Raw genomic sequence first — 26,785 nt, forward strand, 5'->3', positions numbered from 1 at the left:
ATTCTCCTTAAATGGCTTGTAGAAGTAAAATTTACTTTACAAGCCATGTTAGCTAAAATTTAATTAATCCAGATTCTCAATAAGTGTCGTGATGGGTCTAAAAAATCATCGCGATAATGTAAAACCTCATAATTGTTGATAAAAACTGCAGCATCTGCTTCCAATCGCATCTTAAGCATATTCTCTGGACTATCTACAAGATGCATAAGAGCATTTATGGCCTGTAAGAGCTCTTCATTTTGGCGGCCGTACTTAAGCTCATGACCTTTATGAATAGAGTCAAGCCTGAACCTTACTGGGACATCACTACCAAAAATAAAGGCTTCAATGCACTCATTTTCATTGCGATGAGTAAATGAGCTTGGGACTCTAAACGTTGCGGGTATATCAGTCAGGGTTTTAACAATCCAAGAGTACTCTGGGTCACAAATAAGTTTTTGACGTAAGGCTGCTGCATTGCAAAAGCGATTTACGCCCCCACCGCATTCAGCAGGTTTAATACAGTGAAGAGCAAAATTTCTTACTGGCTTTTCATAGAATGCAGTATCTGTGTGATAGTCTGCTTCTCCTTTGCCTTCTGAAAAGGTTTGGTAGGACGCTTTTTTTTCTTTACGATCCATTATATCCCAAACAACTTTACCTGTTAATTTGTCAGCTGCTAAAGGAAGGCCCAATGCGAGTGATATTGCTGCAAACCCTATGCATTGATCAGTATATGAAAATTGCTTTAATCCCATTTTCTTGATATGCATAAGATGATACTTAGAATGTGTAGCCTGACAAAAAATGGCTTCTATCAGCCTAAGAGCCGGATTGTCATTTAATAGCGCTTGTCTAAACTGTTCGGTCAAAAGCTGTTCAGTGATAATTAGCTGCTGAGAGCAGTTGCCATTGTTGTACTCAGTAAATAGCTTTCTGAAGCTACTTATGATGTCTTCCCATTCTATAAAGCTAAGATCATCAACGTTAACAATGTTTAGCCCTTTTTCCTGATTCGTGTTGAGTGGTTTCTGATATTTATCATTCGATATACTTAACATTTTGCCTAGCCTCCTTACGGCTATCTATAATTAAAAAAACAATGATCACCAAAATTACTATTTGAACAATGGCTACTAAAATTAGTGCTCCTAACCAACCCCAATAGTTGTAAGAGAAAGCTGAAAAAAATGCTCCTATAGTTCCTCCTCCGTAATAAAAGAAAAGATATATGCCGCTGGCAAAATCAGCTGGAATTTTCTGTGCCCTACTCACCATTTCGGTCGTCATGATTTGCATGCTATATGTGCTTATGGAAAATCCTATTACGCCAAGAATTATGAGGTTGAAGTTATTTTCCATTAATGATAGTGAAGCCCATAAAAGAGATATAAAAGTCAGATAGAAGAACCTTTCGCTATTTAATCTAAATAACTTTGGTAATAATAATGTCACAATGATTGCAGGTAAAGATGCTAAATATATTAAACCAATTTGGCTTGATGACTTGTTGTATGGAAATTCAGCAAGCGAAAGGCCTAAGACAGTGAAGATTGAGCTTTGAGTAAGAAGTAGGCCAAAGCCTAAAAAATATGCTATTAATAAGCGTTTTTCTAAAAATGCTACCTTAAAGTAACTAATATAGGATGCCTTTTTATGTTCTTTTTTAATTGACTTTATGTTAGAGATTTGTGCTCTCTGTGCTATGAAGTAACATGCTAGTACAAGCAATCCGGCACAAGATATAAATCCAATCTGCCAGCCTAGTAAGTCGATAGAAATAGCAGGGTAAAATCGACTTAAAGTGCTACCAAGTATAGTTCCTGCAACATAGTATCCGACACATTTTTTTCGGCTGGGTATGTCTTCAATGTTACTTAGTATTTGTATTCCTGACGTTAAAATGCATGGCAAGGTTACACCTTGTAAGAATCGTACAATAAACAAAAATTCTAACCCCTTGCTTATGGCTATAATAATATTGAGAAATGCTAGGGTTAAGACTCCGGCTATGATTGCATGCTGGGGAAGTACTTTTCTTGTTATTTTGCTAGCAAAGGGCGCCGTTATCATCATGCCTAAAAGAGTGGACATGTTTAGCCATCCAGCCTCAGTTAGATCTGCGCCGTATCTAATAGACAGCCAGGGGTAGATTGCTTGCAACTGGTATAAATTAAAGAATGTGCTTGTAGATACTAAAAGTATTAAAAGGCGCATAGATTTACTCTCATATTGCTTCTTTTTATAATATATATGGGCTATAATTTTATTGGAATGTCTTTTTTTCTATCACGGTGAGACTTTTTTGTTATGTTTGAAATTAAACAGCTGCGTTATTTCGTCGCTGTAGCTGAAGAGCTTAATTTCCGTCGTGCAGCTGAACGCTTACACATAACCCAGCCACCACTGAGCCAAGCAATTAAAAATTTGGAGGAAGAGTTAAACGTTAAACTTTTTATACGAAACACACATGGTGTTCAGCTAACTCGAGCTGGCGAAGTCTTTTTTCAGGAGGCTCTTAATCTGCTAGCTGCAGCGCATCAAAGTTTGAGTCTTGTTCGCCAAGCCAATGCTGGTGAAGTTGGGGCTCTCAATATTGGTTACTCAGCTAGTGCCATTTTCTCTTCGGTACTTACCTCGGCACTAGCGGTATTGCTTGAGAGGCGACCCCTTCTCGAACTTCAATTACACGATGGGAATTCACTTGACCACCTTTCGTCATTGCGCTCAGGACAACTAGATGCAGCTATTTTAAGAGCTGATATAGCGAAAGAATCTGCTAGAGGATTGCGTTTACATTTTTTAGGCGAGGAGCCCCTATACGTGCTGATTAATCCTAGCCATGCATTAGCTAAAGCAGAGCGGCTTTTCTTGAGTGATCTCAGTGACGAACGCTTGCTATTACAACCCACAGGAAAGCGTACATTTCTTCGGCACCAAGTCGAATACTTGTCAGAGCGTGCAGGACTATTATTAGTAAATACGCTAGAAGTACCTGATATTTCGAGCATGCTTTGCTTTGTTACGGCAGGTTTAGGTATAGCTGTGTTACCTAAAAGCGTGGCTAGTATTCCACATGGCTTAGTTTCTATTCCGTTGGCAGACGTTGGATCATCACGCCCTCTAACTCTTGTCAGTGCTTCTGAAACACCTATTGTGCTAGCGCTAGAAAAGCTGGTTAACGAGAGCGTTCAAAATTCGCATTGTTAGCTGTGATTAAGTCACTAAGCCTGGATTCATAGAATAACCGCAGCACTTTGAATCACTGGGTAGAAGCCGGAGGGCCTGCGTCGGGATCCTCCCTGCTTTACCGACCAAAGTGAAGCAGAGCATGGGATATTGATAGCTGACTCAGACCCGACGATACCAGATTCACCTTATATTGGCGTAAGCTTGAGCCAGAAACAGGTCGCCAGAGCCCTTGGCATTTATAACAGTACGATTAGCAAACGCGACCGCTGACGGTTATGAACCCGAGTAGGCTCAGCGCTGTAGCAACAACCGGCAGCGTACCGCTTGGAGGTGGACAAAGTGGGCGAACTTATGTGTATAGGCTGGATTGGGCAAAGGCCGCTACCCGTTTGGCGCCGCGCACACCCTTGACCTGCCGCTGCTACTGGGCGAACCCGCCAGCTGGCATCACGCAGATATCGTAAAAGACGTAGACGAGGCCATCCTGCTTGAGCACGGCCAGCGGCTGCGCGCCCTATGGGCTGACTTCGCATGCACTCGGCCATCTACCCCCGACCGGCAAGCTTGAGCCAAACCTGCTGGAATGGTTGCATGCGACCTAGCGCTTGTCGCCTCAGCAATCGACACACTGATTTTCACACCCAGGGAGGCAACAATGGAACTCTACCTAAACGCCACATCCCTATGCGCGCCTAGTGCGCATCGTTTTAATGGAAAAAGGCTTGGCGGACGCCGTGACGCTGAAGTGGTGCGACCCCTGGGCAGACGATGCCGATCTGTTAAAGGCCAACCCCGCCGGGCGCATGCCCGCGCTGGTAACGGAGGAGGGCACCACGCTTAATGAATCCATGCTGATTGCCGTTTACCTGGATAGCGTAAGCCCCAACCCGCCAATGCTGCCAGCATCCAATTTAGTTGATGTGCTGCACCTGGCGGGCCTGGGCCAAAACCTGATGGATGCCGCGTTCACGACCGTGATTGCCAGAAAGCATTATGGCAATGAGATTGATGATAGCGAGCTAGGCCAGCGACGTTCATCGGCCATCCAACGGCTACTGCAACAGCTCGACAGGGAGCTTGGCGACAAGCCGCCAGCTTCACCCATCAACCTCGGTGAAATCGCCACCGCCGTGGCGCTGGATTATCTAGCCTTCAGGCTGCCAGAGGTGAACTGGAAAGCAGAGTCCCCGCAACTCCAGGTTTGGCTTGCTGGCATGCTCGCAACGAAGAACTTTCAGCACACGGCATTCTGTTAGCACTTTCTGAGCGGTAAGCGTAATGAGCGTTGGTCCGAGTTTACAACTAACCTTAGTTAAAGCATATAGAGGCCGCAGGTGATGCTATGCCCAGGTAGACATGGCGCATACCGCTGCCTCCTAGTCAGCGGTAATGGGCATTGTTAGCGGATGTGCAACAACCTGGGGAACACAATGACAAAACAAAAACTGATCCTGCTATTTGATGGAACGTGGAACGACCCTGAAGACCAAACCAATGTGTATCGTATTACCCGGCTGATCCATGATGACGATGACGGTATCAGGCAGCGGTTCTATTACGACCCCGGCGTAGGGACATCCAAATTTCAGCGCTTTACCGGCGGAGCCTTCGGTCACGGGCTGAGCACGAACCTACGTGAAGGCTATGACTGGCTGGCAAGGCGTTACAGTGAAGGCGATGAAATCTGGATATTCGGGTTCAGCCGCGGTGCCTACACCGCCAGAAGCCTGGTGGGGATGATTCGTAAATGCGGGCTAGTGCATGTCGTTACGCCAGGGCTGCTCGATAAGGCCGAAAGTATTTATCGAAACCGCGATTTGCACCCCGATTCTGAGGTGTGCACAGGTTTCAAGGAGCGCTTCAGCCGCCAGCCCAGGATTCATTTCATTGGCGTGTGGGATACCGTTGGCGCGCTGGGCGTGCCCGGAACCAACCTGTTCAAAAGCAAATACGATTGGCACGATACCGAGCTTTCCAGCATTGTCGATCATGCCTATCAAGCGGTCGCGCTGGACGAACACCGGTCGACCTACAACGTATCGCTTTGGACGAGCAAGGATGGCAAGCAGAAAACGGGCAATCGCGACGTAGAGCAGTGCTGGTTTATCGGTGCCCACGCCAATGTAGGCGGCGGCTATGGCGCTGACGACACACTGGCCGACATATCGCTGAGCTGGATGTTAGCCAAGGCGCAAAAAGCAGGCCTGAAAGTTGCACCCTACCAAGTTGTTGAGGATGCCTGGAAGACAGCACCCAAAGATTCGTTTTCTGATTTTCTGAAGGGGCTTTACGCCAGATACAAACGCCTTGGAAACACCACTGACGGCCGTTTTTACCGACAATATGCGGAAGGAATGCCAGGGCAGTGTGCGGTGAATATTTCAGTCGATGAGAGTGTTTGGAAGCGCTGGGCCGATACAACGTGTGAGTACCGGCCACGTACCTTGACCGATGCCCACCTTTCCCCACCGGAGGAGTAGGCGGGCGGACACTTTTGACTCGCAGGCTACGAGCTGGCGCTATGCCGCATTCACCCAGGTGCCATAAGTGGTCGCGTGGAAGCGATGACTGACCCAAGTCACGAAGTGTCCACTATCGACTAAAAACTAAGTATTCAAAGTAGGCTTAATCTAAGTGAACTGCTACGCTCGAAGTATTAGAGCGAAAAACGCCGCAGGGACAATACGATGCAGAATGCCCGCATAACGCTTCACCCAACCCAACAGCGCCTGCAAGTGCAGGTTAAAGGCATTCTGCTAGCCGACTCCAGTAATACATTGGAACTCCGCGAATACGGCTACCCGCCACGCCATTACTTTCCACGTGAAGACGTGCGGATGGACTTACTCACCGTTTCAGAAACCACCACTTATTGCCCGTTTAAAGGGTATGCGGTGTATTTTTCGTTGGGTGAGAGCCGGGATATAGCTTGGAGTTATGAGGAGCCGATTGAGGGGATGGAGGCTATCGCGGGCAGGGTGGCATTTTATGAAGAAGCCTGCGAATGACTCTTTTCGACCCAAAGCGGTCATGCCGGGAAATGCAGTAGGAGCGCGAGTTTCGGATATATAGCCTAATGGGAATTAATATCTAAAAGATTCATAGGCTTGGGAGAATCTGGCAGGCTGCATTTGCCGGAAAAGTGCCAGCAGGTTCATTCAATCATAGAGCGCGCCGTCTAATACGCTGTTAAATTTCAAAAGGAAGTCAGGTGCAGCACGATACTGAGAAATATAGAAGGATTTTTGAAGGGATGTCTCCCGAAGAAATTGAGGAGATGAATCGGCTAAACGATGAGGAACATCAAAAACAAGCCGATGCGTTCAAGGCCGGCTATGAAAAGGAAGTTTGCTACCTCTGTAATAAACCTTTTAAGACCATTAGCAAAGGCAGTCCATGCTTACACTGGCTATTGCGGCAATGTAAATTTAAGAAAAAGGATTTTCCCAAAGTTTACGAAAAATACGGCTATGGGAATATAGCTGCGTTTATCAGATGGTGCGCGAACCAAGAGCGTTTGCTTTCGAATATAAATGACCTTGAAGATGAGAAATCAGATAGAAAAGTTTTGTCATATACCGTCAAGTGGAAAAATATTGAGTGGACGTTTGATTGCTCCAAGAATGATTTTCAAGGGCATCAAGGAACGTCAATTGACTACCCTCATTACCACTTTCAAATGAGAATTGATGGTAGACAATTTATCAACTTCAATGATTTTCATGTCCCATTCACTGATCACGACCTTTTCATATTGAAAAACAGTATGGAACAAGGTGACTGGTTCAAACAAAATTTTGGGGCAATTGGCTCAGGTATGCAGGAAGCTGTAAGTGTCGAGCTAGACGATATACTTGAGCATACCAGTCGTTCTGATAATAATGATGAGGCTACTTATCATTTTTCGACGATGATTGATGCAAGGGACAATCCGATTTCTGGTGAAGAAATATACGAAATACAGCAAGAAGCTGAGCGAACAGGTAAATCATTCGCTTTTGTAGCGCAGAAGCGGTTGAAAGAGCGCGCAAACGTACAAACCGTTGTCAGTCCTGCCGACTCGATCCCGGACATTGCATCTAGAACAGAGCACAAGCGAAGATGAATTTAACAAGCGCATGTTGTCGGACTGGTTTTCCGCTGCGCTCCAAACCAGCCGCAAATGCGGGCGTTATATGCCTCGGAAGCGGCACGGTGCACAATGTACCTATTTCACATAAATAGGGCTCAAGCGAGCAAAGACTCCTCGGAGATATTATTGAATCACGGTTGCCCATGACGTCACTAACTATTGAACAAAAACGAAAAGAAGCGGTTGCCGCGCTAATGAAAGAAATGGAAGCAACTGCTGCCGATATGCGTGCCTTAATAGTCAGCATGCCCCCAGAAGATCTTCTTGGATACATCTACGCTCAACGCTTGATGAAAATGATGGCTGGCAGCGTTGAAGCTTCAACAGAAAACGACAACGAAGGTCCAGATGACACGATTAATGAAGTACAGTTTCTGCTTGAGTACGTTCATGCCGTATTAGCATCGGATACGGTTCCCGATAAAGTCGAATTCGATGAGGCAAAATGCACAGAGTTGTTCGCACTAAGCTCCAAGTTGAAAGAGCAAGCCATGTTCTTCGCCATGGGTTCGTCTGCTGTTACAGAGAATGAGGATTTTGGGCCTGGCACGGCGGATATAGAATTCCACATAAAGTCGACATGGGTTTTGCTCAGAGGGAACCGTTATCAGGTTCTAGAAGGAGAATTTTATAGCTATGTGCTGGCGCCACACGATGATGTCTTGAAAGAGATCTATGGGGTCGGAGCCACTGAGGTTGCGGAAGGCTTCCAAGATATGGCAAATGCTACTCGTGCGGGCCATGCGAACGCCATTGAAGAAATGATGAGGCAGTTCCAAGCTGCGCAGAATTTTGCTTTGGAGCAGGAAAAGCCTCTTGAAGAAGTTATGGAAGAGTGGGTTGCGGCAAATGCAGATCAATCCGAAGCAGCTGGACGGGCCATGGATGACATGTTCCAAGGCGGAATTTCCAATGTCAGTCGTCACACTAATTTACCACCAGAACTGTTGGCGGATCTGGCGTATCAACGCGGTGAAGAGACTGAGTTTTTTGCTGAAGGCGATCTGTCTGGAACCCCATACAGGACACTACCTGCCCGTAAAAAGCCCCTAATCCAACTTGGGTCGGACTACTACGCTGTTGACCCCTGTTTTACCCGAGACTCAGGGTATCGCGCACTCCTTTTTAATCTATTGCAGAAAAAGCCGGACTATAAGAAATCTTTCAAAGACCGCCAGAAGATAATGAGCGAAGGAGCATTTCAAAACATTCTCACCGATCAGCTGCCGGGAGCGACAGTCTACCATGAGGTCTATTATAAAGACCCAGTGACTAAGCAGTGGTCGGAAAACGACACTTTGATCCTGGTCGATGATGTGCTTTACCTCGTTGAAGCTAAAGCGGGTGCAGCAGCAACTATTGCTTCGCCAGCGCTCGATTTTAAACGGCACGCCCAGTCAGTACAGGACTTGATTCTTAAAGCTTACAGTCAATGTGAGCGCTTCTTTAATTATCTTAACTCTGCGGATGAGGTGCCGCTCTATACCCGTGCAGATGGCAAATATATAGAGTGTGGTCGAATCCGGCACTCTGACTTTCGTGTGATGCTTCCCATTGGATTGACAGTTGAGTCATTCTCTCCATTTTCGTCTTTTTGCAAGGAACTGCCTCAGGTAAAACCGCTTCTCGGGAAGCATGCATTTATCTCAATGTCGATTGACGATCTGTTTGTCCTAAAGCGTATCCTACCGACACCTGGGATATTTGCTCACTACATGGAAGTGCGCCAGGCAGTTGCGGGAATGAGACGCGCTCATCTATTTGATGAGTTTGATCATCTTGGCGCGTATATAACCAAAAACCGTTTTGATGAGGACATGGCTGACCAGCTGAGGGACGATGAAGCGAGCTTGGTGGTGTGGAATGGTATGAGCAATGCTATCGACAGAAGCTTCGAGGGGGAGAGTTGGGAAGACAACCCAATTCCGATTCAGGATTTCCCGAATGAATTAATGAAGCTTTTTGAAGCACTCGACATTACTCGCGAAAAGGGATGGCTTTCAGCCGAGAGTCTTATTCGTAACTATGGAGGGCAAGCACGTAAGGACCTTGCTAAGTTGTTGTCGAATTTGGGAAGCACGGTAGGACAGCACCCCGAACGCTACTTCGCATTTTCTGACAATGGTCAGCCGCTATTTGTCTGGATGCAAAGCACAGGGCATCCTCTTGATTGGCAAAAAATAAATGACAAAGCAAAAGCGGCCGCGCTGTGTATTGTTTGCCCTGAAGTTGTGGGCGTGTTTGTTGAGGTTGGTAAGGGCGGGTGCTATTTAAATGCTCAATACTTTAAGGTTGAAGCTCCTTCCAAGCAGTCTGATGAAAATGCGCATATCTTTGACGACGCTAACCGTATGAGCCAGAAAGCAAACATGGTGAATTCACGGCGGGCGGCTTTGTCGAAACCCATTAACTCAAGGAAAATTGGTCGTAATGAACCCTGCCCGTGTGGAAGTGGTGTGAAGTACAAGAAGTGTCATGGACGCTAGCGAATGACGAACCCAACCGGAAGAGAGTTACGATTGTTCTTAAACTCAGACGGATTGAAAGGGCTTCTTCGGGTTTTATTTGGGCAATTCAGGTTTATCAAGATATCGTATAACAATCGCATGTTGTCGGACTGGTTTTTCGCTGCGCTCCCAGCCAGCAGCAAATGCGGGCGTTAAAGCGCTAGATCAGTGGCTCCTAAAAGACCGCTCATGGCCGAAAACCGACACCATTAAAACTTTAAATATAGGTGTTGCTTACATGCTCACCTACCCCCACTAACCCTCATAATCTCCCTAGTCACCGCATCATTCAATATTCCGCGCTTAGCTTCGATCAACGTAAGCCAATCGCGTGCGCGGGTAATGCCGGTGTAGACCAGCTCGCGGGTGAGAATTGGGTTGGGCGTTTGCGGTAGCAGCAGGGCAGTGTGCTGAAACTCTGAGCCTTGTGATTTGTGTACTGTCATCGCGAATACGGTTTCTACCGCGTGCAGGCGGGAAGGCAGCACCCAGTGAATCGGGTTTTCTGCGTCACTGGTTGGGAACGCAACTCTTAGCAACGATCTTCCTGGCGCTCCTGATGAAGATCGGGGATCTGGCACCGCCATTGTGATGCCTATATCGCCGTTCATCAGTTTCAGGCCGTAGTCGTTTTGGGTGACCAGCATCGGGCGGCCTTCAAACCAGCCTTTTTCCAGCGTGTGGTCGTTGCCGAACAGCAGCTTTTCGCTGCGCAGGGTTTTGGCGATGCGTAGGTTTAAGCCTTCTACTCCCCACGGGCCTTTGCGCAGCGCGCACAGCAGTTGAAAGCAGCTGTAGGCGGTTAGCACTTGCTTCGCCCAGGCATCGTAAGCTTCACCGTTCTCTTCAAACGCTAGCGATGTATCAGGCCGTTCACTCGCCAGCGTATTCAGGTAGTGCTGGTAGCCGGTGGGCGGTGCCATTGGCTCGCCCTTGAAATTGGTACGGCCTTCGCCTGCGCTGGGAAAACGTTCTGGGCTGCCGGTGATCACCAGGCGCTCCAGGGCGCTGTCTTCGTTTTGTGCGTCTGGCTTTAACACTAAGTGGTGCAGGTCGGCATAGCCGTTATTCAGTACGCCATGCACCGCTTGGTGCTTCTCCTTTTCACTCACTACATCGCTTAGCGATTGGTTAATCGCCTGGGCGAGTTGGCCGATGCCACTTGTTTCAGTAAAACGGTGGCTTACCCGCAGCATGGTAATGGCTTGGTCCAGCGGTTGGCCGTCGGGGTCGATTAATTCATCCGGAAGCGGGTGGCCGGTAAGTTCGGCCAGCCACTGCGCCGTGGCGGGGATGTAGTGGGCAGCGTCGGCGCGGCGGCACAGGTCGCCCAGTACGGCGCCTGCTTCTACCGATGCCAGCTGGTCTTTATCCCCCAGCAGCACCAGCTTGGCGCTGGCGGGCAGGGCGCTGAGCAGCGCCGTCATCATTTCGATATCCACCATTGAGGCTTCATCTACCACCAGCACATCCAGCGCCAGCGGGTTGGCGGCGTTGTGGCGGAAGTGGCGGGTGTCGGCGCGGGCGCCAAGTAGCCTGTGGATCGTGGTCACTTCCGTCGGAATTTCTATTGCGTTCGATGAGAAGGTGGCTGACTGCTCACCTAATAGAGATTCCAACCCGCTAAGGGGTAGGTCTTTCACCTGCCCGGCGATGGAATCATTTAGCCGTGCGGCGGCTTTGCCGGTGGGTGCGGCTAGGCGGATGCGCAGCGGATGGGCGTTGGGTTCTGCCAGTTGCAGCGTTTGCAGCAGGGCTAGCAGGCGTACCACGGTGGTGGTTTTGCCGGTGCCGGGGCCGCCGGTGATGATCGCAAACGGGCTGCGGGCGGCTAGGGCGCAGGCGTTTTTTTGCCAATCCAGATTGTCGGTGGCCGGAAATAGCGTATTTAGTGCGCTTTTGAGTAGTGGGCTATCCGCTTCATTACCGGCGCTAACCCGGTTGGCAATTTCCTGGTGCAGGGTTTGCTCAAACTGCCAGTAGCGGCGTAGGTAGAGTTTGCTGGTGTTGCCGCTGTGGCTCACCACCAGCGGCGTATTGCCGGGGCCGTCGCTGATCAGCGTGGGGTGGTGAAGCGCAGCTTGCCACTCACTCAGCGTTAGCGTAGCGAGCACATGGCTAGGCAGCGGCGGCGGGTCGTTGAGGTCGTCGCCTTCTGGCGGTAGCGAAAGGGCAAAATCGGGCGCATCCAGCGTGGCGGTTAAATCCAGGCACACATGGCCGCGGCCAAGCTGATGGCTTGCTAGCGCCGCCCCTAGCAGCAATAACGGCGGGGCGTTCTGGCTTTCGCGCTCAAAAAAGCGTACCAGCGCCAGGTCTAAATCCCGCAACCAGCCACGGGAAACCCAGCGCTCACACAGCTGTAGCAGCGCGGCGGTATCGCTTAGCGCGGGATGTGGCAACTCGGCACTGGTGACTGATTCTTTCGATGCTGCTGCCGGCGCCGTTGAGTCAGCCGGAACGGGCGGTGCGTCATCGGCAAACAGGTCAAAATTCATAGAGCCCGTCTCGCGCTTACTCATACGACCGCCTCCTGATGGGTGGCTGCGGTATCTGCCGCTGTGCCTGCAAATAAGTGGTCCAGCGCTTCAATCATCGCGACCGGGGCGGACACGGCGTGTACCCCGCGGGCGGCGGTACGGCTGCCGCGTAGAAATACGGTCATTGACCCGCCCAAATGTTGGTGCGGGTCGTAGTTGGGCAGGCGCGCTTTGAGCAGCCGGTGCAGCGCGAGCAGGTAGAGTGCCGCTTGTAGGTCGTAGCGCTTTTCGAGCATGGCGCTGCGCAAGGCATCAAAGGTGTAGGCGCTGTCGTCGCTGCCCAGGTAGTTGGACTTCCAGTCGAGCACATAGAAGCGACCTTCATGTTCAAACGTGAGATCGATGAAGCCTTTGAGCATGCCGTTGAGCGTGTCGGCGTCCAGCGCGGGGCGTGATACTCCGGGCAGTAAATGATTGCTTACCAGTTCATCCAATTTGCGCGTTCCCACCTGATGGGCGGCAAACCAGAACTCCAGCTCTACCTGATAGCTGCCTAGTTCGCTTAGCGCAACCTGGCCGCCTTCGCCTTGCTTTGATGAAGGCAGGGGAAGAGGGACATTGAGCAGTTCTTCAAACCAGCCCGCCAGGGTGTCGTGCCATGCCTGCCAGCCGCGTAGCTGCACGCGGCGGCGCAGCATGTCTTCCCGTGCGGCGGGGTCTGCCAAGGCGTGTTGAAAGCCTAGCTGACCCGCCCACTCTAAAAGCCCGTGCAGAAAGGTGCCGGGGCCGGGGCCTCGGGGAAAGCGGTGTAAGTGAAACGCTTCGGTATTGATGGCATTGTCGTGGGGCTCGTCCAGCACTTCCAGGGTGGTGGCTTCCTGGGGCGTGGTGGGTTCGGGCGTCGGCATCAATGGTGTTATGGCCCCCGAGGTACGCAGCGCCGAGTAGCTGGCGATCCACCACTGTTCCCGAGCGGGGCGCAGCGGCGTGCGGGCGTGGCCCAATGCTTGCTGTTCCGGCGCGGGGGTAAAGCGCAGCGCGGTGGGTTCCGGGGCTGTGCTTAGCGCGATATCGCTGCCTTCCACCAGTTCACCTAGCGCTTGAGTAAACGCGCTGGGAGCGATGGCTTTGCCGCCGTTGATGAGATGGCCGATGGCGCTGTTCTCACTGCCTTTAAGCGGCGCCAGCCCCAGCCAGGTTGCGTGGCGGGCGCGGGTGAGCGCGACGTAGAGCTTGCGCAGGTCTTCGCCCAGCCGTTCGCGGTCGGCGGTGGCAAGCGTCTCTTCATCGGCGCTTAGGCTGAGTTGCAGGCTGCCTTCGCTGTCGTGCCAGCGCAGCGGTAGGTCGCTGTCGCTCACCGGGCGGTGGTTGGCGATAAACGGCAGGAACACCAGCGGGTACTCCAGCCCCTTGGATTTGTGAATGGTCACGACCTTGACCAGATCGGCGTCGCTCTCCAGGCGCAGCTTGTGGCTGTCGCCGTGGCTATCCGGGTCGGCAATGGCTTCCGCCAGAAAGCGAATCAGCGCGTGCACGCCGTCCAGTTCCTGGCTGGCGTGCTGAAGCATTTCGCCCAGGTGGAGCAGGTCGGTTAGCAAACGCTCACCCTCGGTAAACTCGCTCAACAGCCGTGCAGCGATATCAAAATCCACCATCAAGCGGCGTACCAGCGGCAGCACGCCCTGGCGCTGCCACAGGCGGTGGTAGCCGCTGAACTGCTCAACCTTTGCTTCCCAGGCCAGTTCGCTCTGGTTGAGATGGTCGAGTGCTTCAAGGCTTAGCCCAATTACCGGCGTTGCCAGGGCGGCGCGCAGTTTGGCCTCCGCTTGGCGGGAGTTGGCCTGGGGCTCGGCGCAGGCGCGTAGCCAAATGGCTAGCTGCGGGGCGATGGGGGAGCTAAACACCTTGTCGTGATCGGAAAGGTAAACACTCTTGATGCCCCGGCTAGCCAGTGCCAGGCGAATCGCCCGGGCTTCCTGCAGCCCGTTGACCAGCACGGCCATGTCCGAGGGGGCCAGCGGAGTGAGTGATTGCTCTCCGCTTCTCACACTGCTATCGCCGGTCGCACTGTTGTCGATCGCTTTCGCAAAGCCCGCCTGCTGTTGGCGGCCTGCTTCCAGTAGCGCGGCCATGTGCGAGGCGCAGCGCTCGGCCATCTCGGTTTGGTAGGCGGTTTTGGAGAGCGGCTCGTCGCTTTCAAGGGGCCACAGGGTCATCGCGGGTAGCGGCTGGCCGTTGAGCACCAGCGTGTCCTTGGTGCCTTTGGCGTTGACGGGGTTAAACGGCAGCGGGTTGTTGCCACCATCAGCGCGGAATAAAAAGGCCCCGGCGTGATGTTGATCAGCGTAACTAAAGCAGTGATTGACCGCAGCGACCATGGTCAGGCTGGAGCGAAAGTTGGTGCCCAGCGTGACGTGGCGGCCATCGGTGTCGTGGCGGGCCTGCAGGTAGGTGAAGATATCCGCGCCGCGAAAGGCGTAGATGGCCTGCTTGGGGTCCCCAATCAGCAGAATGGCGCTGTCACGGCGGGGCGTTGCGACGTCATATACGGCGTTGAAGATGCGGTACTGAATTGGGTCGGTGTCTTGGAACTCGTCGATCAACGCGACGGGGAACTGGCGCTTGATCTGTGCGGCTAACGCTTCTTTGTTGGGGCCTTGCAGGGCGCGGTCTAAATGGGTAAGCAGATCATTGGGGCCCATTTCGGCGCGGCGCTCTTGCTCGCGCTCCAGCCGGGCGCGGCACCACTGCACGGCGTGAATCAGCAGGTCGTTGCGTGGCTCGGGCAGGGCGTCTAACGCTGCCGGTAGTTGTGCCAGGGCTTGCCATACCTGCGGGCAGGGCGGCGCGCCCTCTTTCCAGATATCGGCCATGCCTTCGGGCGTCATGCGTTTCCAGGCGGCGTCGGTAAGCGCAGGGCGGTCCAGGTCGCTTTCGCTCCACTCGCGCAGTGCGCCTAGCCAGCTGGTGCGGCTTTTGGCGTTGAAGCTTTGGCCCTTGAACGCTTTGCGCGTGGCGGCGTCTTCCAGAGCGGGCACCAGTTCATCCAGCCAGGCAGGCCAGGGGGCTTTGAGTTCGTTGAGCTGGGCGGCGCGTTCGGCCTGGGTGGCGGCCAGGGTCTTGCTGGGTTCGGGCTTTTCGTCGCCCAGTGCTTCGCTTTCTGGCAGCAGCCGTTGCAGCGGGGCGTGAAGGTCGTCCGGTGATTTCCAGTAGCGGGTGACAATGCCCAGTGCGTCGCTGTCCAGCGGGTAGTAGAAGCTGCGCCAGTAGTCGCGCACCACTTCTTGTTCCAGCTCGCGCTGGTCGTTCTCTAAATTGAGCGAGAACAGGCTGCCGCTGTCGAAGGCGTGTTCGCGCAGCATGCGGTAGCACCAGCTGTGGATGGTGGAAACCGCGGCTTCGTCCATCCATTCGGCGGCCAGCGCCAGGCGCCGCGAACAGGCGGGCCAGGTGGCGGGGGCGTATTGGTCACGGAGTTCTAGCAGAAGCTCATCGCTTGCCTGCCCATCATCGCGAAACACTTCAGCAGCTTCTACCAGCCGGTTGCGGATACGTTCGCGTAGCTCTTGGGTGGCAGCGTTGGTGAAGGTGACTACCAGGATTTCCGGCGGGGTGAGCGGGCGGATAAAGGCGGTGTCGTCGTCAACGCTGTGGCCGCCGAGCACCAGCCGCACGTAAAGCAGCGCGATGGTGAACGTTTTGCCGGTGCCTGCGCTGGCTTCTATCAGCCGGCTGCCGTGAAGCGGGAGCGTAAGCGGGTTAAGCGGTGTAACGCTGTTGGTTGACGGCAGTTGGCTCATGCGGCACCTCCTTTAATGGATCGATGCAGTGGCGCATAAAGCATCTCAGTCAGTGTCGCGAAGCAGTGGCCGCTATTGTTCTCGTTAAACAGTCTTTCGAAGCTTGGCCATTGGTGGGCGAGGTAGGCGCTTTGGGCAACTTCGCCGGCCTGAAAACGTCCGCCTTCATAGGCCGTTTCAGCGGCGGCGTAGGCGTCGCTTGCGGGGTCAGATTCTGGCGTGCCCTGTTTGGCTAGCCAGGCAAACGCGGCCTGCGGGGCGAGCGGTAGCGGAGCCTGCATGCCATCGCGCCAGGCGTTGAGCATGTTGTGTAGTTGGTAGCGGGCATTCTCGGCCTCTAAAGGCTCCAGCCGCACATGGCCGGCTTTTGAGAGTAGCTGTGTGGTCATCGGGCGCTCGGCATTACCCGCTAGGTGGGCGACCCAGGGCCGTAGCAGGTGCTGCCAGCGGTACTGAGCACGCCCGCGCCCTTGGCTGACCAGGCTGCTGCTGAGCAGTAACAGGCGGCAGCGGTTGCCTTCGCTATCTTCTCGTAACTCGCCTAGCCAGTCTTCCAGCGTTACCTTGCCTTCAACGCTTTCAATAACTTGTTCTTCAACTGCTTGTTCTTCAACAACTCGTTCTTCAACAACCTGCACGGCCTGGGGCGCCGTCACTATGTGGGGCCACTCTTGTAGGGCTTCTTCGTAGGCGCCAAACAGTGCCTCCATCGGCTCTGCCAGCGCTTCGCGCATGCGCTCCCCAAACGCACCCACCGCCAGCACGCCTTGGCCTTTAAAGCGTTCAAGCGTTGCGTGCAGTGCTTCGATGCGCGGCAGGCCGTTATCGATGGCATGGCGCTGGGCGGCGATTAGCTGGTCCTGTAGCTGCCAGTTTTGTAGCCCGTCTAGGGTGAAGGGTTCCACATCGAGCTGGGCGAGCTCTTCCTGTTCGAAGTAAACACCTAGGCGGGTATTGAAAAAAGCTTTCGCCGGTTCACGTAGAAAGCTGCCTAGTTGGCCAAGGGTTAGCGTGCTTTGCTGTTCAAGGCCCCACTCAGATAGCGGCGCTGGGTTTTGCGGGCGAGAGTCGCTGTCGCTAGTCTGCGTATGCGGAGCGCGCCCTTCATGTACTTCGCGCCATTCATGTACATAGGTAAATAGCCGCGCCTGGGCAGGGGAGTCGTCAGTTTGTGCGGTGAAATAGCGACGGCTAAATGGCTGAAGCGGGTGCTCGGTGGTTAAGGCATCGAGCAGCGGTGTGCCTTTTTGCGTGTGCCAGCCTGCTGCAAGGTGGTCGCGCAGTTGGCCGACCAGCACCGAGGGTGGCATCGGGTTGTTATCGATCAGGCTGCGGCCTACCCAGCTAATGTAGAGCTGCTGGCGGGCAGAGAGCAGCGCTTCCAAAAACAGGTAGCGATCGTCTTCCCGGCGTGAGCGGTCGCCGGGGCGGTAGTCGCTGCCCATCAGGTCAAAATCCAGCGGTGGCTGCGAACGCGGGTATTCGCCGTCGTTCATGCCCAGTAAGCAGACGTGCTTGAACGGTATCGCGCGCATCGGCATTAGCGTTGCGAAGTTGACCGCCCCGGCTAAAAAGCGCTGAGACAGGCTATGTTCGTCGATTTGCCCCAGCCAGTGTTCGCGCACCATGGAAAGCGGCAGGGGGTCAAAAAGCTGGGCCTCGTCGGTACTGTCTAACAGCTGCTGCAGCGCGGTTTCCAGCTTGGTGAGCATCACGCTTTCTTGAGCGTCGTCGGTCACAAAGTAAGTTTCCAACAGCTCGCGCAGCCGCGCCACCCAGGTGGCGGTGTCGGTGGGTTGGCAGAACGTTTCCCAGGTGTTTTCCAGGCGCTCTAGCAGCGTGGCCAGCGGGCCCGCTAGCGACGCTTCTAGCCCGCCAATGTCGTCAAACGGCTCAATGCCTTGCCAGGCGTCGGCGTCACCAATGGCGTAGCCCAGCAGCAGGCGGCGCAGGCCAAATGCCCAGGTGTTCTGGGTCAGCCCTTCGGGTAAATCTAGCCGAGTGCGCTGCTCGGCATTGAGCCCCCAGCGAATGCCCGCGCCTTCAATCCAGCGGCTAAGCGTAGGCAGGTCGTGCTCATCGATACCAAAACGGGCGCGCAGCGCAGGGACTTCTAAAAGATCTAAAAGATCGCTTACCGAGAGGCGCAGCTCGGGCAGGCGCAGCAGTTTTTCCAGCGCGATCATCAATGGCAGCCGATGGCGGCTAGCCTGATCCGACAGCGTGTAGGGAATGTAGCGCGGGTCGTCACTTTGCAGCTGGCCAAACACGGCTGCAATGTGCGGCGCGTAGCGGTCGATATCCGGCACCATCACGATGATGTCGCGCGGGCGCAGATCCGGATCGGCGCTGAACGCGGCAAGCAGCTGGTCGTGAAGAATCTCTACTTCACGCTGGGGGCCGTGGGCGATATGAAACACGATGGAGTCGTCGCCGGCCGCATCTAATGCGGGCCAGTGGGTTTGGGTTTCGGCGACGGGGCGCAGCTCGCGGATGTCGTCCTGGAGTTGGCTGAGCAGGCAGTTGCGTTCTTCGCCGCTAAACGGCTCAAACATATCGATTCGCAGTGCCTGCTGCTCAAACAGCGTTTGGTAGTTGCCTGAATCGTCGTGCTCATCAAGTAGGCGTAAGTAGTCGCGGCCCTGTTTGCCCCAGGCGGCCAGCAGCGGTTGGGCGTGCAGATGCAGGGCATCAATGCCATCACCGGTACCCAGTACGTCCAGCGCGTCGGGCATGCCCGCCTTACGCTGCTGGCGATAGCGGCTGGCGCGCAGCAGGTCTTTGTGTTCGATGATATCCGCCCAGTAGTACTGGCAGGGGTTGTGCACGCAGAGCACAATTTGGCAGCAGCGTGACAGTGCCGCCAAGGCTTCCAGGGTCTGTTGCGGCAGCGATGAGATGCCAAAAATGATTAGCCGCCGGGGTAGGCCGGGCGGGCATGGCTGGCCTTCTAGCTGCTCAGCGGCGATTAAAAACCGGCTGTGCACCTGGGCGCGGCTGCTGTTAAGGCCCGCAGCACCTTGTGTGTTGGCCACATCGTCGCGTAGCGCTCGCCATAGTGCAGGCTGCCACTGCTGATGCGCTTCCAGCGGGCGCGCCTCACCGCGGGCGGTAATCAATACATCGTTGCCCTTCGCCCAGGCGTCCAGCCAATCTGCGCGATAGACCTGATACTGATCAAATAGATCGGCCAGCCGCTCGGCCAGCTGGTAGTGCTTGCGCTGGTCGCGATCGATCTCTAAAAAACGTGCCAGCGGCGCAAAAATTTCTTGCTTAGCAAGGCTGGGCAGCAGGCGCAGTAAGCGCCAAATCAAGCGCGACTTATCAAACGGCGATGTTTCGGGAACGGCCTGTTCGTCTTCGGTTAGATGCGTCAGCACCGTGCGGTAGGCTTGCCATAAAAAACGCGCGGGCAGGGTGACATTAAGCGCGGCGGCAATACCTGCGCCACCTTGCGCGGGGTCTTCAGCGAGCGCCAGTTTCAGCCATTGCCCGATACCGTTGCTCTGTACCAAGATGGTTTCATTTTCCAACGGCGCTAACGGGTGCCTGCGCATCCACTCCACCGCCAAGCCACGCAGGTCTTCAAGACGATTGGCATGCACCACCATAAAGCCTGGCGCTAACGGCGTTTGTGAGAGCAGAGGGTTTACAGGCATGCACGATAGTCCTTAATGAATGATTCCTTGACGGCAGTGGCGATGGGCATAGCGCTATGGTGCCATATGTTAATCATCTTGCGGGATACGAAATATATCGCCAAGCTATACGGATACCGTGAGCAAAGCTAAGAGAGATCAACAATGACTGAGTCATCCCAACATTCCCGTCGCCACTCTTCTCTAGTGGTCGATGGTCCAGGTAAAGCTGCTAGCCGCGCCATGCTACGGGCGGTGGGCTTTAATGATGATGATTTTAAGAAACCCCAAGTAGGTATTGCTTCCACCTGGAGCATGGTGACCCCGTGTAACAGCCATATTGGTGAGTTGGCCGATTTCGCCCGCGATGGCGCGGATGCCGGCGGTGGTAAAGGCGTGATTTTCAATACCATCACTATCTCTGATGGCATTGCGAATGGCACCGAAGGTATGAAGTACTCGCTGGTATCCCGTGAAGTCATTGCGGATTCCATCGAAACGGTGGCTGGCTGTGAAGGCTTTGATGGCCTGGTGGCAATTGGCGGCTGCGATAAAAACATGCCGGGCTGCATGATGGGCTTGGCGCGTTTGAATCGCCCCAGCGTATTTGTTTACGGCGGCACCATCATGCCGGGCAAAGGCCACACCGATATCGTCTCAGTGTTCGAGGCTATGGGTGCGCACTCCCGCGGCGATATCGATCTGATCGAATTAAAGAATATCGAAGAAACTGCTATTCCTGGCCCCGGCTCCTGTGGCGGTATGTATACCGCTAACACCATGGCCTCCGCGATTGAAGCACTAGGCATGAGCCTGCCGGGTAGCTCAGCGCAGAACGCTATCTCTCAAGAGAAGCGTGATGACTGTAAAGCGGCGGGTGAAGCGGTGCTGGCGCTGCTAGAAGCCGATATTAAGCCTTCCGATATCATGACTCGCGAGGCGTTCGAGAACGCCATTACGGTCACTATCGCGCTGGGTGGTTCTACCAATGCGGTGCTGCACTTGATTGGTATGGCGCGCACCATTGGTGTTGAGCTGACGCTTTCTGACTTTACCGAGATTGGTAAGCGCGTGCCGGTACTGGCTGATCTGCGCCCTAGCGGCCATTACATGATGAGCGAGCTGGTGGCGATTGGTGGCATTCAGCCAATGATGAAAGTATTGCTGGACGCAGGCTTGCTGCACGGTAACTGCATGACCGTCACCGGCAAAACTCTGGCAGAGAACTTGGCAAATGTTGCGCCTTACCCCGCTGAGCCGCCGATCATCGCGTCGCTTGATAAGCCGGTTAAAGCAGAAAGCCATTTGCGTATGCTTTACGGCAACTTGGCGCCAGAAGGGGCCGTTGCGAAAATCACTGGTAAGGAAGGTACGCGCTTTTCTGGCTCCGCGCGGGTATTTGGCTCTGAGGAAGAAGCTCAGGCACGCATTAATGACGGCACCGTCGTGGCTGGCGACGTTGTGGTTATTCGCTACGAAGGCCCGAGAGGTGGCCCGGGTATGCGCGAAATGCTCACGCCTACATCGGCCATTATGGGCCGCGGCCTGGGTAACGACGTTGCGCTAATTACCGACGGACGTTTCTCGGGTGGCAGCCACGGCTTTGTGGTTGGGCATGTGTCGCCGGAAGCGTTCGACGGTGGCCCGCTGGCGCTGGTCGAAAATGGTGACACCATTACGATTGATGCCCAGGCGGACACCATTGACGTTGATTTGTCAGACGAAGAGCTAGCTCGCCGTCGCGCGGGGTGGCAGCAGCCTGAACCCTGCTATACCCGTGGCGTGCTGGCGAAATATGCGCGTTTGGTTAGCTCGGCCAGCACCGGCGCGGTAACCGACCAAGAGTAAATCGACGTAATAATCGCGTTGTCATGAAGCGGTAAAGCGCAAGGCTGAATATCAAAGCCTTGCGCTTTTTTATGGGTATAAAGTAGAAAAAATCATGGCAGGTATGCGAATCGGTGCAGCTATTGAGTGGGTTTTTAAATGCGAGAGGATAAATATTTGATCAGACCGCCGGGAGGCGGCCTGTGGAAGAAAGCGCGATGAGAAAGCAGAAGAATACTGCTAAGGCGCCTCCAGCTCTAAGGTGCGACGCAGGGCGAGGAGTTCATCCACGCACAGATGCTCAAGCCTTCCGGCGAGCAAGTCGCTAATTTTTTGAACGGGAAGTCCTGCCCGACGGGCAATGTCTCGACTTCCTAGGTCTGATACTGCGATCAGACGCGTGATAATACGCATTAAGCGCGTACGTTTTTCTAGTTCCCTGACATCGAGGTCAGGGCTGCTTCGCGGGGGATCAACCTGTTCCGCTGTGGCAGTTGCGCGTGCCGTGCTCATGTGGCTCCATTAGTCTGAAATGACAAACACACAATGCCGCCAACCGGTGCGCTTTTCAATGCCTTTTTTGATGAAAATTTCACGATGCAGGCAAAGCCCGCAAACGGGCTAGCTCTGGTAAACTATCCGCCTTCCTATTTTTCAGTGCGCCAGGCTTGGTGCGCGCCATTTTTTCAATTTAGTTTTGCTTTTATAGGCCGTTGGGCCGAGGAGTTTTGCATGTCGTCGAACAGCACACCCAAGGTGGGCGTGATCATGGGGTCTAAGTCTGACTGGCCCGTCATGGAGCACGCAGTGGCGATGCTGGAACAGTTGGGCGTGGCGTATGAAACGCGCGTGGTATCGGCTCATCGCACGCCTGACCTGCTGTTCGACTATGCCAAGAGCGCGGCTGAGCGCGGCCTACAGGTGATTGTGGCTGGCGCGGGTGGCGCGGCCCACTTGCCGGGTATGGTTGCTTCACAAACGCCGCTGCCCGTGCTGGGCGTGCCGGTAGAGTCCAAAGCCTTGAAGGGCCTGGATTCACTGCTTTCGATTGCGCAGATGCCGGGTGGTATTGCGGTAGGAACACTCGCAATTGGTAAAGCGGGGGCGACCAACGCCGGGCTACTGGCGGCACAAATCGTCGGCCTGCAAGATGCTGCGGTGCGCAGTGCGGTAGAAGCCTTTCGCGCTGAGCAGACCCAGAAAGTACTCGACAACCCAGATCCGCGCCCCGAGCCGGACGTTGAATAAGGAGGCTCGGTTATGACGTCTGGTATTACCAAGCATTCAGGCATGACCCAACGTATTGGCATTTTAGGCGCCGGTCAGCTTGGCCGTATGTTAGCGCTGGCAGGATATCCGCTGGGCAATCGCTTCACCTTCCTGGATACCACGGGCAACCCCAGTGCAGGCATCGGTGAGGTGATCATCGACCCCGATAACCAGCGCTTGGCCGAGTTCCTGGCTAACGTCGATGTGGTGACCTACGAGTTTGAACACTTGCCCGTTCAATTGGTGCGCGACATTGAACAGCACAAGCCGGTATATCCCAGCAGCCGGGCAATTGAAGTGTGCCAGAACCGTGTCGAAGAAAAGACGCTGTTTGATCGCTTGGGCATCCCCACGCCCGCCTACCGGGTCGTTGAGAGTGCCGAGCAGCTTGAAGCTGCCGCTCGCGAGCTTGGCTGCCCCGTGGTGGCCAAATCAGTCACTGAAGGCTACGACGGCAAAGGCCAAGCGGTGCTGAAGCATCCTGATCAAGCGCAGGACGCATGGGCGGCTATCGGCCACTCGCAGCTGGTCGTTGAGGCCTTCGTTGATTTTGTGCGCGAAGTGTCAATGATTGCTGTACGGGGTCGCGATGGCGAGGTGGTGTTCTATCCCATGGCGGAAAACCAGCACGTCGACGGCATTTTGCGCTACTCGGTCGCGCCGTTGCCTGACTTGGATGCCAGCGTTCAGCAAACCGCCGATAGCTACATTCGGGCACTGTTAGATGAGCTGGATTATGTGGGTGTACTGGCGCTGGAGTTATTTCAAACCCGTGACGGCAGCCTGCTAGCCAATGAAATGGCGCCACGCGTGCATAATTCAGGCCATTGGACCATGGATGGGGCCGTCACCAGCCAGTTTGAAAACCATCTGCGTGCGATACAGGGGCTGCCGCTAGGCGATACGCAAGCGATTGCGCCCACCTGCATGATTAACGTCATTGGCCGCGAAGGCGATAACGCGGCCATGCTGGCGCTTGCTAACACGCATCTGCACCGCTATGACAAAGCTGAGCGCGCCGGTCGTAAGCTTGCCCACGTCAATATCCTAGCGGCCAACCACGCCGAACTGCTTGAAAAAGTGCGCACATGTAGCGCTTTGATGCCGGAGGCGCCGTCGCCAGCGCTAAGCTTTACTGACAAGCTCTGATAGCAAACTGTAATAGCAAAAAGCCGCCTGCTAGCAACAGGCGGCTTTTTAGTGCTGGCGATTGAGCACTACTGATTAAGCTCTAATGATTGAGCGCTGCTGATCACTGACGCATTTAGCTCAACTGGCCACTCATTAGCACCCACAGCGCAATTAATGCGAAGTGACCGGGGTACCAGGCTAGCCATAAACGGCGCGGCATCTCCACGATGACGGTGGGAATATAGCGGGCCGCACCGGCGGCTAAAATCAGCACGATGACGCAGGTGCCAACGGTGAATGATTTGGCCATATCCGAAGCATTCATTTGCCCTGCAATCCAGAGCACTGGAAAGGCCGCTAGCCCCGCCCATAGGCGCGCTTGGAAATGGTTGCCTGCCTGATGTAATGCGTGCATCGCAAACATTAATAGCGGAATCAGCAGCAGCCCGTTATGACCGTATTCCACCCAAAACCCGAGTAAATACCAAACCGTCACACCGACCGCTGAACCGGCTAACAGCCAAGGTAACCCTAGCGTTTGCTGCTGATAGTGCTGCCAGCCTTGGCGGACTAACGTACCCAGCACTAGGCCACTGGCCAGGGTAAAGCAGACGTTTAAGATAAACGCGTCGGATGCACGGGGCATGACCATATAGGGCAACTGAGCAACCAGGCCAATCACTAAAATGCGGCGTGAATAGCGCAGCGGGTTACGCGTATTAAACAGCCCGTGCCAGGCCACCATCGCAGCGAAGAGTGGGAAAGCAATGCGGCCAATGGATGAACCTGCCCAACCTAAATCCCAATCACCCGGCAATACATAGCGCGTTAGATGATCGACGGTCATTGTGAACAGTGCTAACCATTGCCCCCAGCCAGTCCAATGGGATGACGGGCGCGAGCGAGTGTCTGGGTGAGTACCCGGTGAAAGAGCCATAAAACCTCCGTGTTGATCAACTGCAATGATACACAGACTCAGGCAGTTCTACCTAGTTCACTGAATTTGCTGCGTTTGAAAGGAGTGGGAATGGGCGGTAGCTGAGCGAGAATGTGCCGGCATTGTACTGCTTTAAAACGCGTCACCCCGGCATAGGCCGGGGTGACGATAGCACTTATTACTCGTTAAGCAGGAGACTACCCACTGAGTGCTGCGATTACTCTTCGCCGAAGTAGCGCGTAAAGATTTCGTCGTAGGTGCCGTCTTCTTGTACTTCAGCCAGCGCTTCGTTGAATTTCTCGGCTAGCGCTTCATCGCGCTGACGGAAGGCGATACCAAAGCCATCGCCGAAGTATTCCTTGGGTTCGCTAATGCGCTCACCGATCACCACATAGTCAGCGTCGTCGCTTTCAAGCAGCGTTGTTTTGCCAATCGGGAAGTCGAGGAAAACGATGTCCAGACGCTCGGCTTCCATGTCCAGCACCATGTCGTCAGCCGTAGAGTAGCGGCTGATTTCGGCGACGCTGCTAAAGTTGTCCGTGACGTAGTTATCTTGCAAGGTGCCGCGCTGAACGCCGATGGTCATGCCTTCCAGCGTTTCTTCATTCGCTTCGCTGATGTCCAGGTCGCTGGCGGCGAACCAGGCTGACGGCATAGTGATGTAGGCGTCAGAAAACAGCACCTGCTCACGACGCTCATCGTTGATGGTCATCGACGACATGATGGCGTCATAGTTGCGTGACATTAAGCCTGGAATAATGCCATCCCACTCTTGCTCGACCCATTCGCAGGTAACGCCCATGCGATCGCACAGCTCGTTGCCAAGGTCGATATCAAAGCCGGTAAGCTCGCCTTCAGCGGTGCGAAACTCCATTGGCTCATAGGGAACGTCTACGCCAATACGCACGTTATCGTAATCACGTGCTTGGGCGGAGGAGGCTGCGGCGATGGCTACGCCCAGAAGAGAAACCGTTACTAGTTTTTTCATTTTTCTACTCCGTAGAAAACAGGTTTACTAATTATCATCCCCTTTAACGTACCCCAGCTGGTGGCAGACGAAAAGAGGCAATTACTGCTATAAACCAACGCTTGTTTGACGGTGGTAGATTTAGGTTTGCTACTGCCACAAACTTATCAGGCCCAGGGGCTAGCATTGATTGATTACGGCGTTTGCGGCTGTAAGTGCGCCAATAGGCGTTTTTCTAAGAAACGGAAAAAGTACAAAATTCCGAACGTTAAGCACAGGTAGATTGCGGCGACAAACAGAAACGCATCGAACGGCGCGTAAAAACGCGCGTACACAAATCGAGCGGCACCGGTTAAATCCATCAGCGTTACTACGCTGGCAATCGCACTGGCATGCAGCATAAAGATAACTTCGTTGCCGTAGGCAGGTAGGGCACGACGAAAGGCGCTGGGCAAAATAATTCGCCGCATCATTAGGCTTTGTGACATGCCATAGGCGCGGGCGGCTTCAATTTCACCTTGCGACGTCGCTTTGATCGCACCGCGAAAAATCTCGGTGGTATATGCCGCAGTGTTCAGTGTGAAGGCAATCAACGCAGGGTAAAAAGCGCCGCGCAGTATGGGCCATAAAAAAGACTCTTGAATGCCGTCGATAAACACCACGCCGTAATAAATGATGTAAAGCTGAATCAGCAGCGGCGTGCCGCGAAATACGTAGGTAAATAGGTAAATCGGCAAACTAATCCATTTGTGCTTTGAGCTGCGCATAATCGCCAGCGGCACGGCAATAATCAGCCCCGCAATCAGTGATAAAAAGACCAGTTGTGTGGTGGTGGCCAAGCCTTCCCAGTAGTAGCCCAGCGTATTCGCGGTAAAAATGGTGTTGTCAGCGAGCAGGTCATTAAACCAAGTAGAAATATCAAGCAT

General features: G+C 53.8%; 19 protein-coding genes. 10 read left to right on the forward strand and 9 right to left on the reverse strand.

Translation table 11 applies throughout. From position 1 onward, the window contains the following. Positions 1-59: 59 nt before the first annotated feature. Together ACT3RP_RS06610 and ACT3RP_RS06615 are read right to left on the reverse strand one after the other, a co-directional pair. The gene (locus tag ACT3RP_RS06610) at positions 60-1,040 is read right to left on the reverse strand and encodes a TauD/TfdA family dioxygenase (RefSeq protein WP_483393491.1); all 981 of its coding nucleotides are present in this window, start codon (positions 1,038-1,040) and stop codon (positions 60-62) included. After that, positions 1,021-2,196, reverse strand: a complete 1,176-nt coding sequence (locus tag ACT3RP_RS06615) for an MFS transporter (RefSeq protein WP_483393492.1) — start codon at positions 2,194-2,196, stop codon at positions 1,021-1,023. Before ACT3RP_RS06615 ends, ACT3RP_RS06610 begins: the two co-directional genes overlap by 20 nt. Before the next feature lie 93 nt (positions 2,197-2,289). Between ACT3RP_RS06615 and ACT3RP_RS06620 the strand changes: the two genes are divergently transcribed. The 7 genes from ACT3RP_RS06620 (at position 2,290) to ACT3RP_RS06650 (ending at position 9,789) form a co-directional block, all read left to right on the forward strand. Next, entirely contained in the window at positions 2,290-3,189 is a 900-nt protein-coding gene (locus ACT3RP_RS06620) for a LysR family transcriptional regulator (protein ID WP_483393493.1), read from the forward strand. 349 nt (positions 3,190-3,538) lie between these two features. Continuing rightward, positions 3,539-3,739, forward strand: a complete 201-nt coding sequence (locus tag ACT3RP_RS06625; protein ID WP_483393494.1) for a hypothetical protein — start codon at positions 3,539-3,541, stop codon at positions 3,737-3,739. Between the two features lie 127 nt (positions 3,740-3,866). Continuing rightward, a complete protein-coding gene (locus ACT3RP_RS06630; protein ID WP_483393495.1) occupies positions 3,867-4,427 on the forward strand; it encodes a glutathione S-transferase N-terminal domain-containing protein in 561 nt (186 codons plus the stop codon). Positions 4,428-4,601: 174 nt separating this feature from the next. Then, complete coding sequence (locus ACT3RP_RS06635; protein ID WP_483393496.1) at positions 4,602-5,651, forward strand: T6SS phospholipase effector Tle1-like catalytic domain-containing protein; 1,050 nt, start codon at positions 4,602-4,604, stop codon at positions 5,649-5,651. Positions 5,652-5,858: 207 nt separating this feature from the next. Then, positions 5,859-6,179, forward strand: coding sequence for a DUF427 domain-containing protein (locus ACT3RP_RS06640; protein ID WP_483393497.1), 321 nt, complete (start codon positions 5,859-5,861; stop codon positions 6,177-6,179). A gap of 203 nt (positions 6,180-6,382) precedes the next feature. Next, positions 6,383-7,276 (forward strand): hypothetical protein, encoded by an 894-nt coding sequence (locus tag ACT3RP_RS06645; protein WP_483393498.1) that lies wholly within the window; start codon positions 6,383-6,385, stop codon positions 7,274-7,276. A gap of 170 nt (positions 7,277-7,446) precedes the next feature. Further along, a complete protein-coding gene (locus ACT3RP_RS06650) occupies positions 7,447-9,789 on the forward strand; it encodes a YecA family protein (protein ID WP_483393499.1) in 2,343 nt (780 codons plus the stop codon). A 263-nt stretch (positions 9,790-10,052) separates the two neighbouring features. On the opposite strand, the gene recD is transcribed toward ACT3RP_RS06650, so the two are convergent. From recD to recC, 3 genes are read right to left on the reverse strand one after another with little or no spacing between them, the layout of a single operon-like run. After that, the gene (gene recD / locus ACT3RP_RS06655; RefSeq protein ID WP_483393561.1) at positions 10,053-12,308 is read right to left on the reverse strand and encodes an exodeoxyribonuclease V subunit alpha; all 2,256 of its coding nucleotides are present in this window, start codon (positions 12,306-12,308) and stop codon (positions 10,053-10,055) included. A 20-nt stretch (positions 12,309-12,328) separates the two neighbouring features. Continuing rightward, positions 12,329-16,090 carry an exodeoxyribonuclease V subunit beta gene (gene recB, locus ACT3RP_RS06660; protein ID WP_483393500.1) on the reverse strand — a complete coding sequence of 1,254 codons (3,762 nt, stop codon included), beginning with the start codon at positions 16,088-16,090 and terminating at the stop codon, positions 12,329-12,331. Continuing rightward, positions 16,087-19,749 (reverse strand): exodeoxyribonuclease V subunit gamma, encoded by a 3,663-nt coding sequence (gene recC / locus ACT3RP_RS06665; RefSeq protein WP_483393501.1) that lies wholly within the window; start codon positions 19,747-19,749, stop codon positions 16,087-16,089. Before recC ends, recB begins: the two co-directional genes overlap by 4 nt. A gap of 144 nt (positions 19,750-19,893) precedes the next feature. Between recC and ilvD the strand changes: the two genes are divergently transcribed. Beyond that, positions 19,894-21,576: a dihydroxy-acid dehydratase gene (gene ilvD / locus ACT3RP_RS06670; protein WP_483393502.1), complete on the forward strand. Its 1,683-nt coding sequence runs from the start codon at positions 19,894-19,896 to the stop codon at positions 21,574-21,576. Between the two features lie 219 nt (positions 21,577-21,795). On the opposite strand, the gene ACT3RP_RS06675 is transcribed toward ilvD, so the two are convergent. After that, entirely contained in the window at positions 21,796-22,068 is a 273-nt protein-coding gene (locus tag ACT3RP_RS06675; protein WP_096278901.1) for an XRE family transcriptional regulator, read from the reverse strand. A gap of 219 nt (positions 22,069-22,287) precedes the next feature. Here ACT3RP_RS06675 and purE point away from each other — a divergent pair, with 219 nt between their 5' ends. Both purE and ACT3RP_RS06685 read left to right on the forward strand, forming a co-directional pair. Further along, on the forward strand, positions 22,288-22,803 hold the full coding sequence (gene purE / locus ACT3RP_RS06680) for a 5-(carboxyamino)imidazole ribonucleotide mutase (RefSeq protein ID WP_096278903.1): 516 nt from the start codon (positions 22,288-22,290) through the stop codon (positions 22,801-22,803). Between the two features lie 12 nt (positions 22,804-22,815). Beyond that, on the forward strand, positions 22,816-23,973 hold the full coding sequence (locus ACT3RP_RS06685) for a 5-(carboxyamino)imidazole ribonucleotide synthase (protein WP_444625311.1): 1,158 nt from the start codon (positions 22,816-22,818) through the stop codon (positions 23,971-23,973). A gap of 115 nt (positions 23,974-24,088) precedes the next feature. Here ACT3RP_RS06685 and ACT3RP_RS06690 read toward each other — a convergent pair whose 3' ends face one another. From ACT3RP_RS06690 to ACT3RP_RS06700, 3 genes are all read right to left on the reverse strand, one after another. After that, positions 24,089-24,892, reverse strand: a complete 804-nt coding sequence (locus ACT3RP_RS06690) for a TraX family protein (RefSeq protein ID WP_483393503.1) — start codon at positions 24,890-24,892, stop codon at positions 24,089-24,091. 217 nt (positions 24,893-25,109) lie between these two features. Then, entirely contained in the window at positions 25,110-25,880 is a 771-nt protein-coding gene (locus ACT3RP_RS06695; RefSeq protein ID WP_441684711.1) for a transporter substrate-binding domain-containing protein, read from the reverse strand. Between the two features lie 173 nt (positions 25,881-26,053). Continuing rightward, positions 26,054-26,785, reverse strand: coding sequence for an ABC transporter permease (locus tag ACT3RP_RS06700; RefSeq protein ID WP_483393504.1), 732 nt, complete (start codon positions 26,783-26,785; stop codon positions 26,054-26,056).

The organism is Halomonas sp. AOP5-B2-8, from assembly GCF_052376475.1.
Classification (GTDB): Bacteria; Pseudomonadota; Gammaproteobacteria; order Pseudomonadales; family Halomonadaceae; genus Vreelandella; species Vreelandella casei.

Coding starts and splice junctions, on each gene's coding strand:
- ACT3RP_RS06610 (WP_483393491.1), bottom strand. CDS start 1,040: ATGTTAAGTATATCGAATGATAAATATCAGAAACCACTCAACACGAAT.
- ACT3RP_RS06615 (WP_483393492.1), bottom strand. CDS start 2,196: ATGCGCCTTTTAATACTTTTAGTATCTACAAGCACATTCTTTAATTTA.
- ACT3RP_RS06620 (WP_483393493.1), top strand. CDS start 2,290: ATGTTTGAAATTAAACAGCTGCGTTATTTCGTCGCTGTAGCTGAAGAG.
- ACT3RP_RS06635 (WP_483393496.1), top strand. CDS start 4,602: ATGACAAAACAAAAACTGATCCTGCTATTTGATGGAACGTGGAACGAC.
- ACT3RP_RS06640 (WP_483393497.1), top strand. CDS start 5,859: ATGCAGAATGCCCGCATAACGCTTCACCCAACCCAACAGCGCCTGCAA.
- ACT3RP_RS06650 (WP_483393499.1), top strand. CDS start 7,447: ATGACGTCACTAACTATTGAACAAAAACGAAAAGAAGCGGTTGCCGCG.
- recD (WP_483393561.1), bottom strand. CDS start 12,308: ATGAATTTTGACCTGTTTGCCGATGACGCACCGCCCGTTCCGGCTGAC.
- recB (WP_483393500.1), bottom strand. CDS start 16,090: ATGAGCCAACTGCCGTCAACCAACAGCGTTACACCGCTTAACCCGCTT.
- recC (WP_483393501.1), bottom strand. CDS start 19,749: ATGCCTGTAAACCCTCTGCTCTCACAAACGCCGTTAGCGCCAGGCTTT.
- ilvD (WP_483393502.1), top strand. CDS start 19,894: ATGACTGAGTCATCCCAACATTCCCGTCGCCACTCTTCTCTAGTGGTC.
- ACT3RP_RS06675 (WP_096278901.1), bottom strand. CDS start 22,068: ATGAGCACGGCACGCGCAACTGCCACAGCGGAACAGGTTGATCCCCCG.
- purE (WP_096278903.1), top strand. CDS start 22,288: ATGTCGTCGAACAGCACACCCAAGGTGGGCGTGATCATGGGGTCTAAG.
- ACT3RP_RS06685 (WP_444625311.1), top strand. CDS start 22,816: ATGACGTCTGGTATTACCAAGCATTCAGGCATGACCCAACGTATTGGC.
- ACT3RP_RS06690 (WP_483393503.1), bottom strand. CDS start 24,892: ATGGCTCTTTCACCGGGTACTCACCCAGACACTCGCTCGCGCCCGTCA.
- ACT3RP_RS06695 (WP_441684711.1), bottom strand. CDS start 25,880: ATGAAAAAACTAGTAACGGTTTCTCTTCTGGGCGTAGCCATCGCCGCA.
- ACT3RP_RS06700 (WP_483393504.1), bottom strand. CDS start 26,785: ATGCTTGATATTTCTACTTGGTTTAATGACCTGCTCGCTGACAACACC.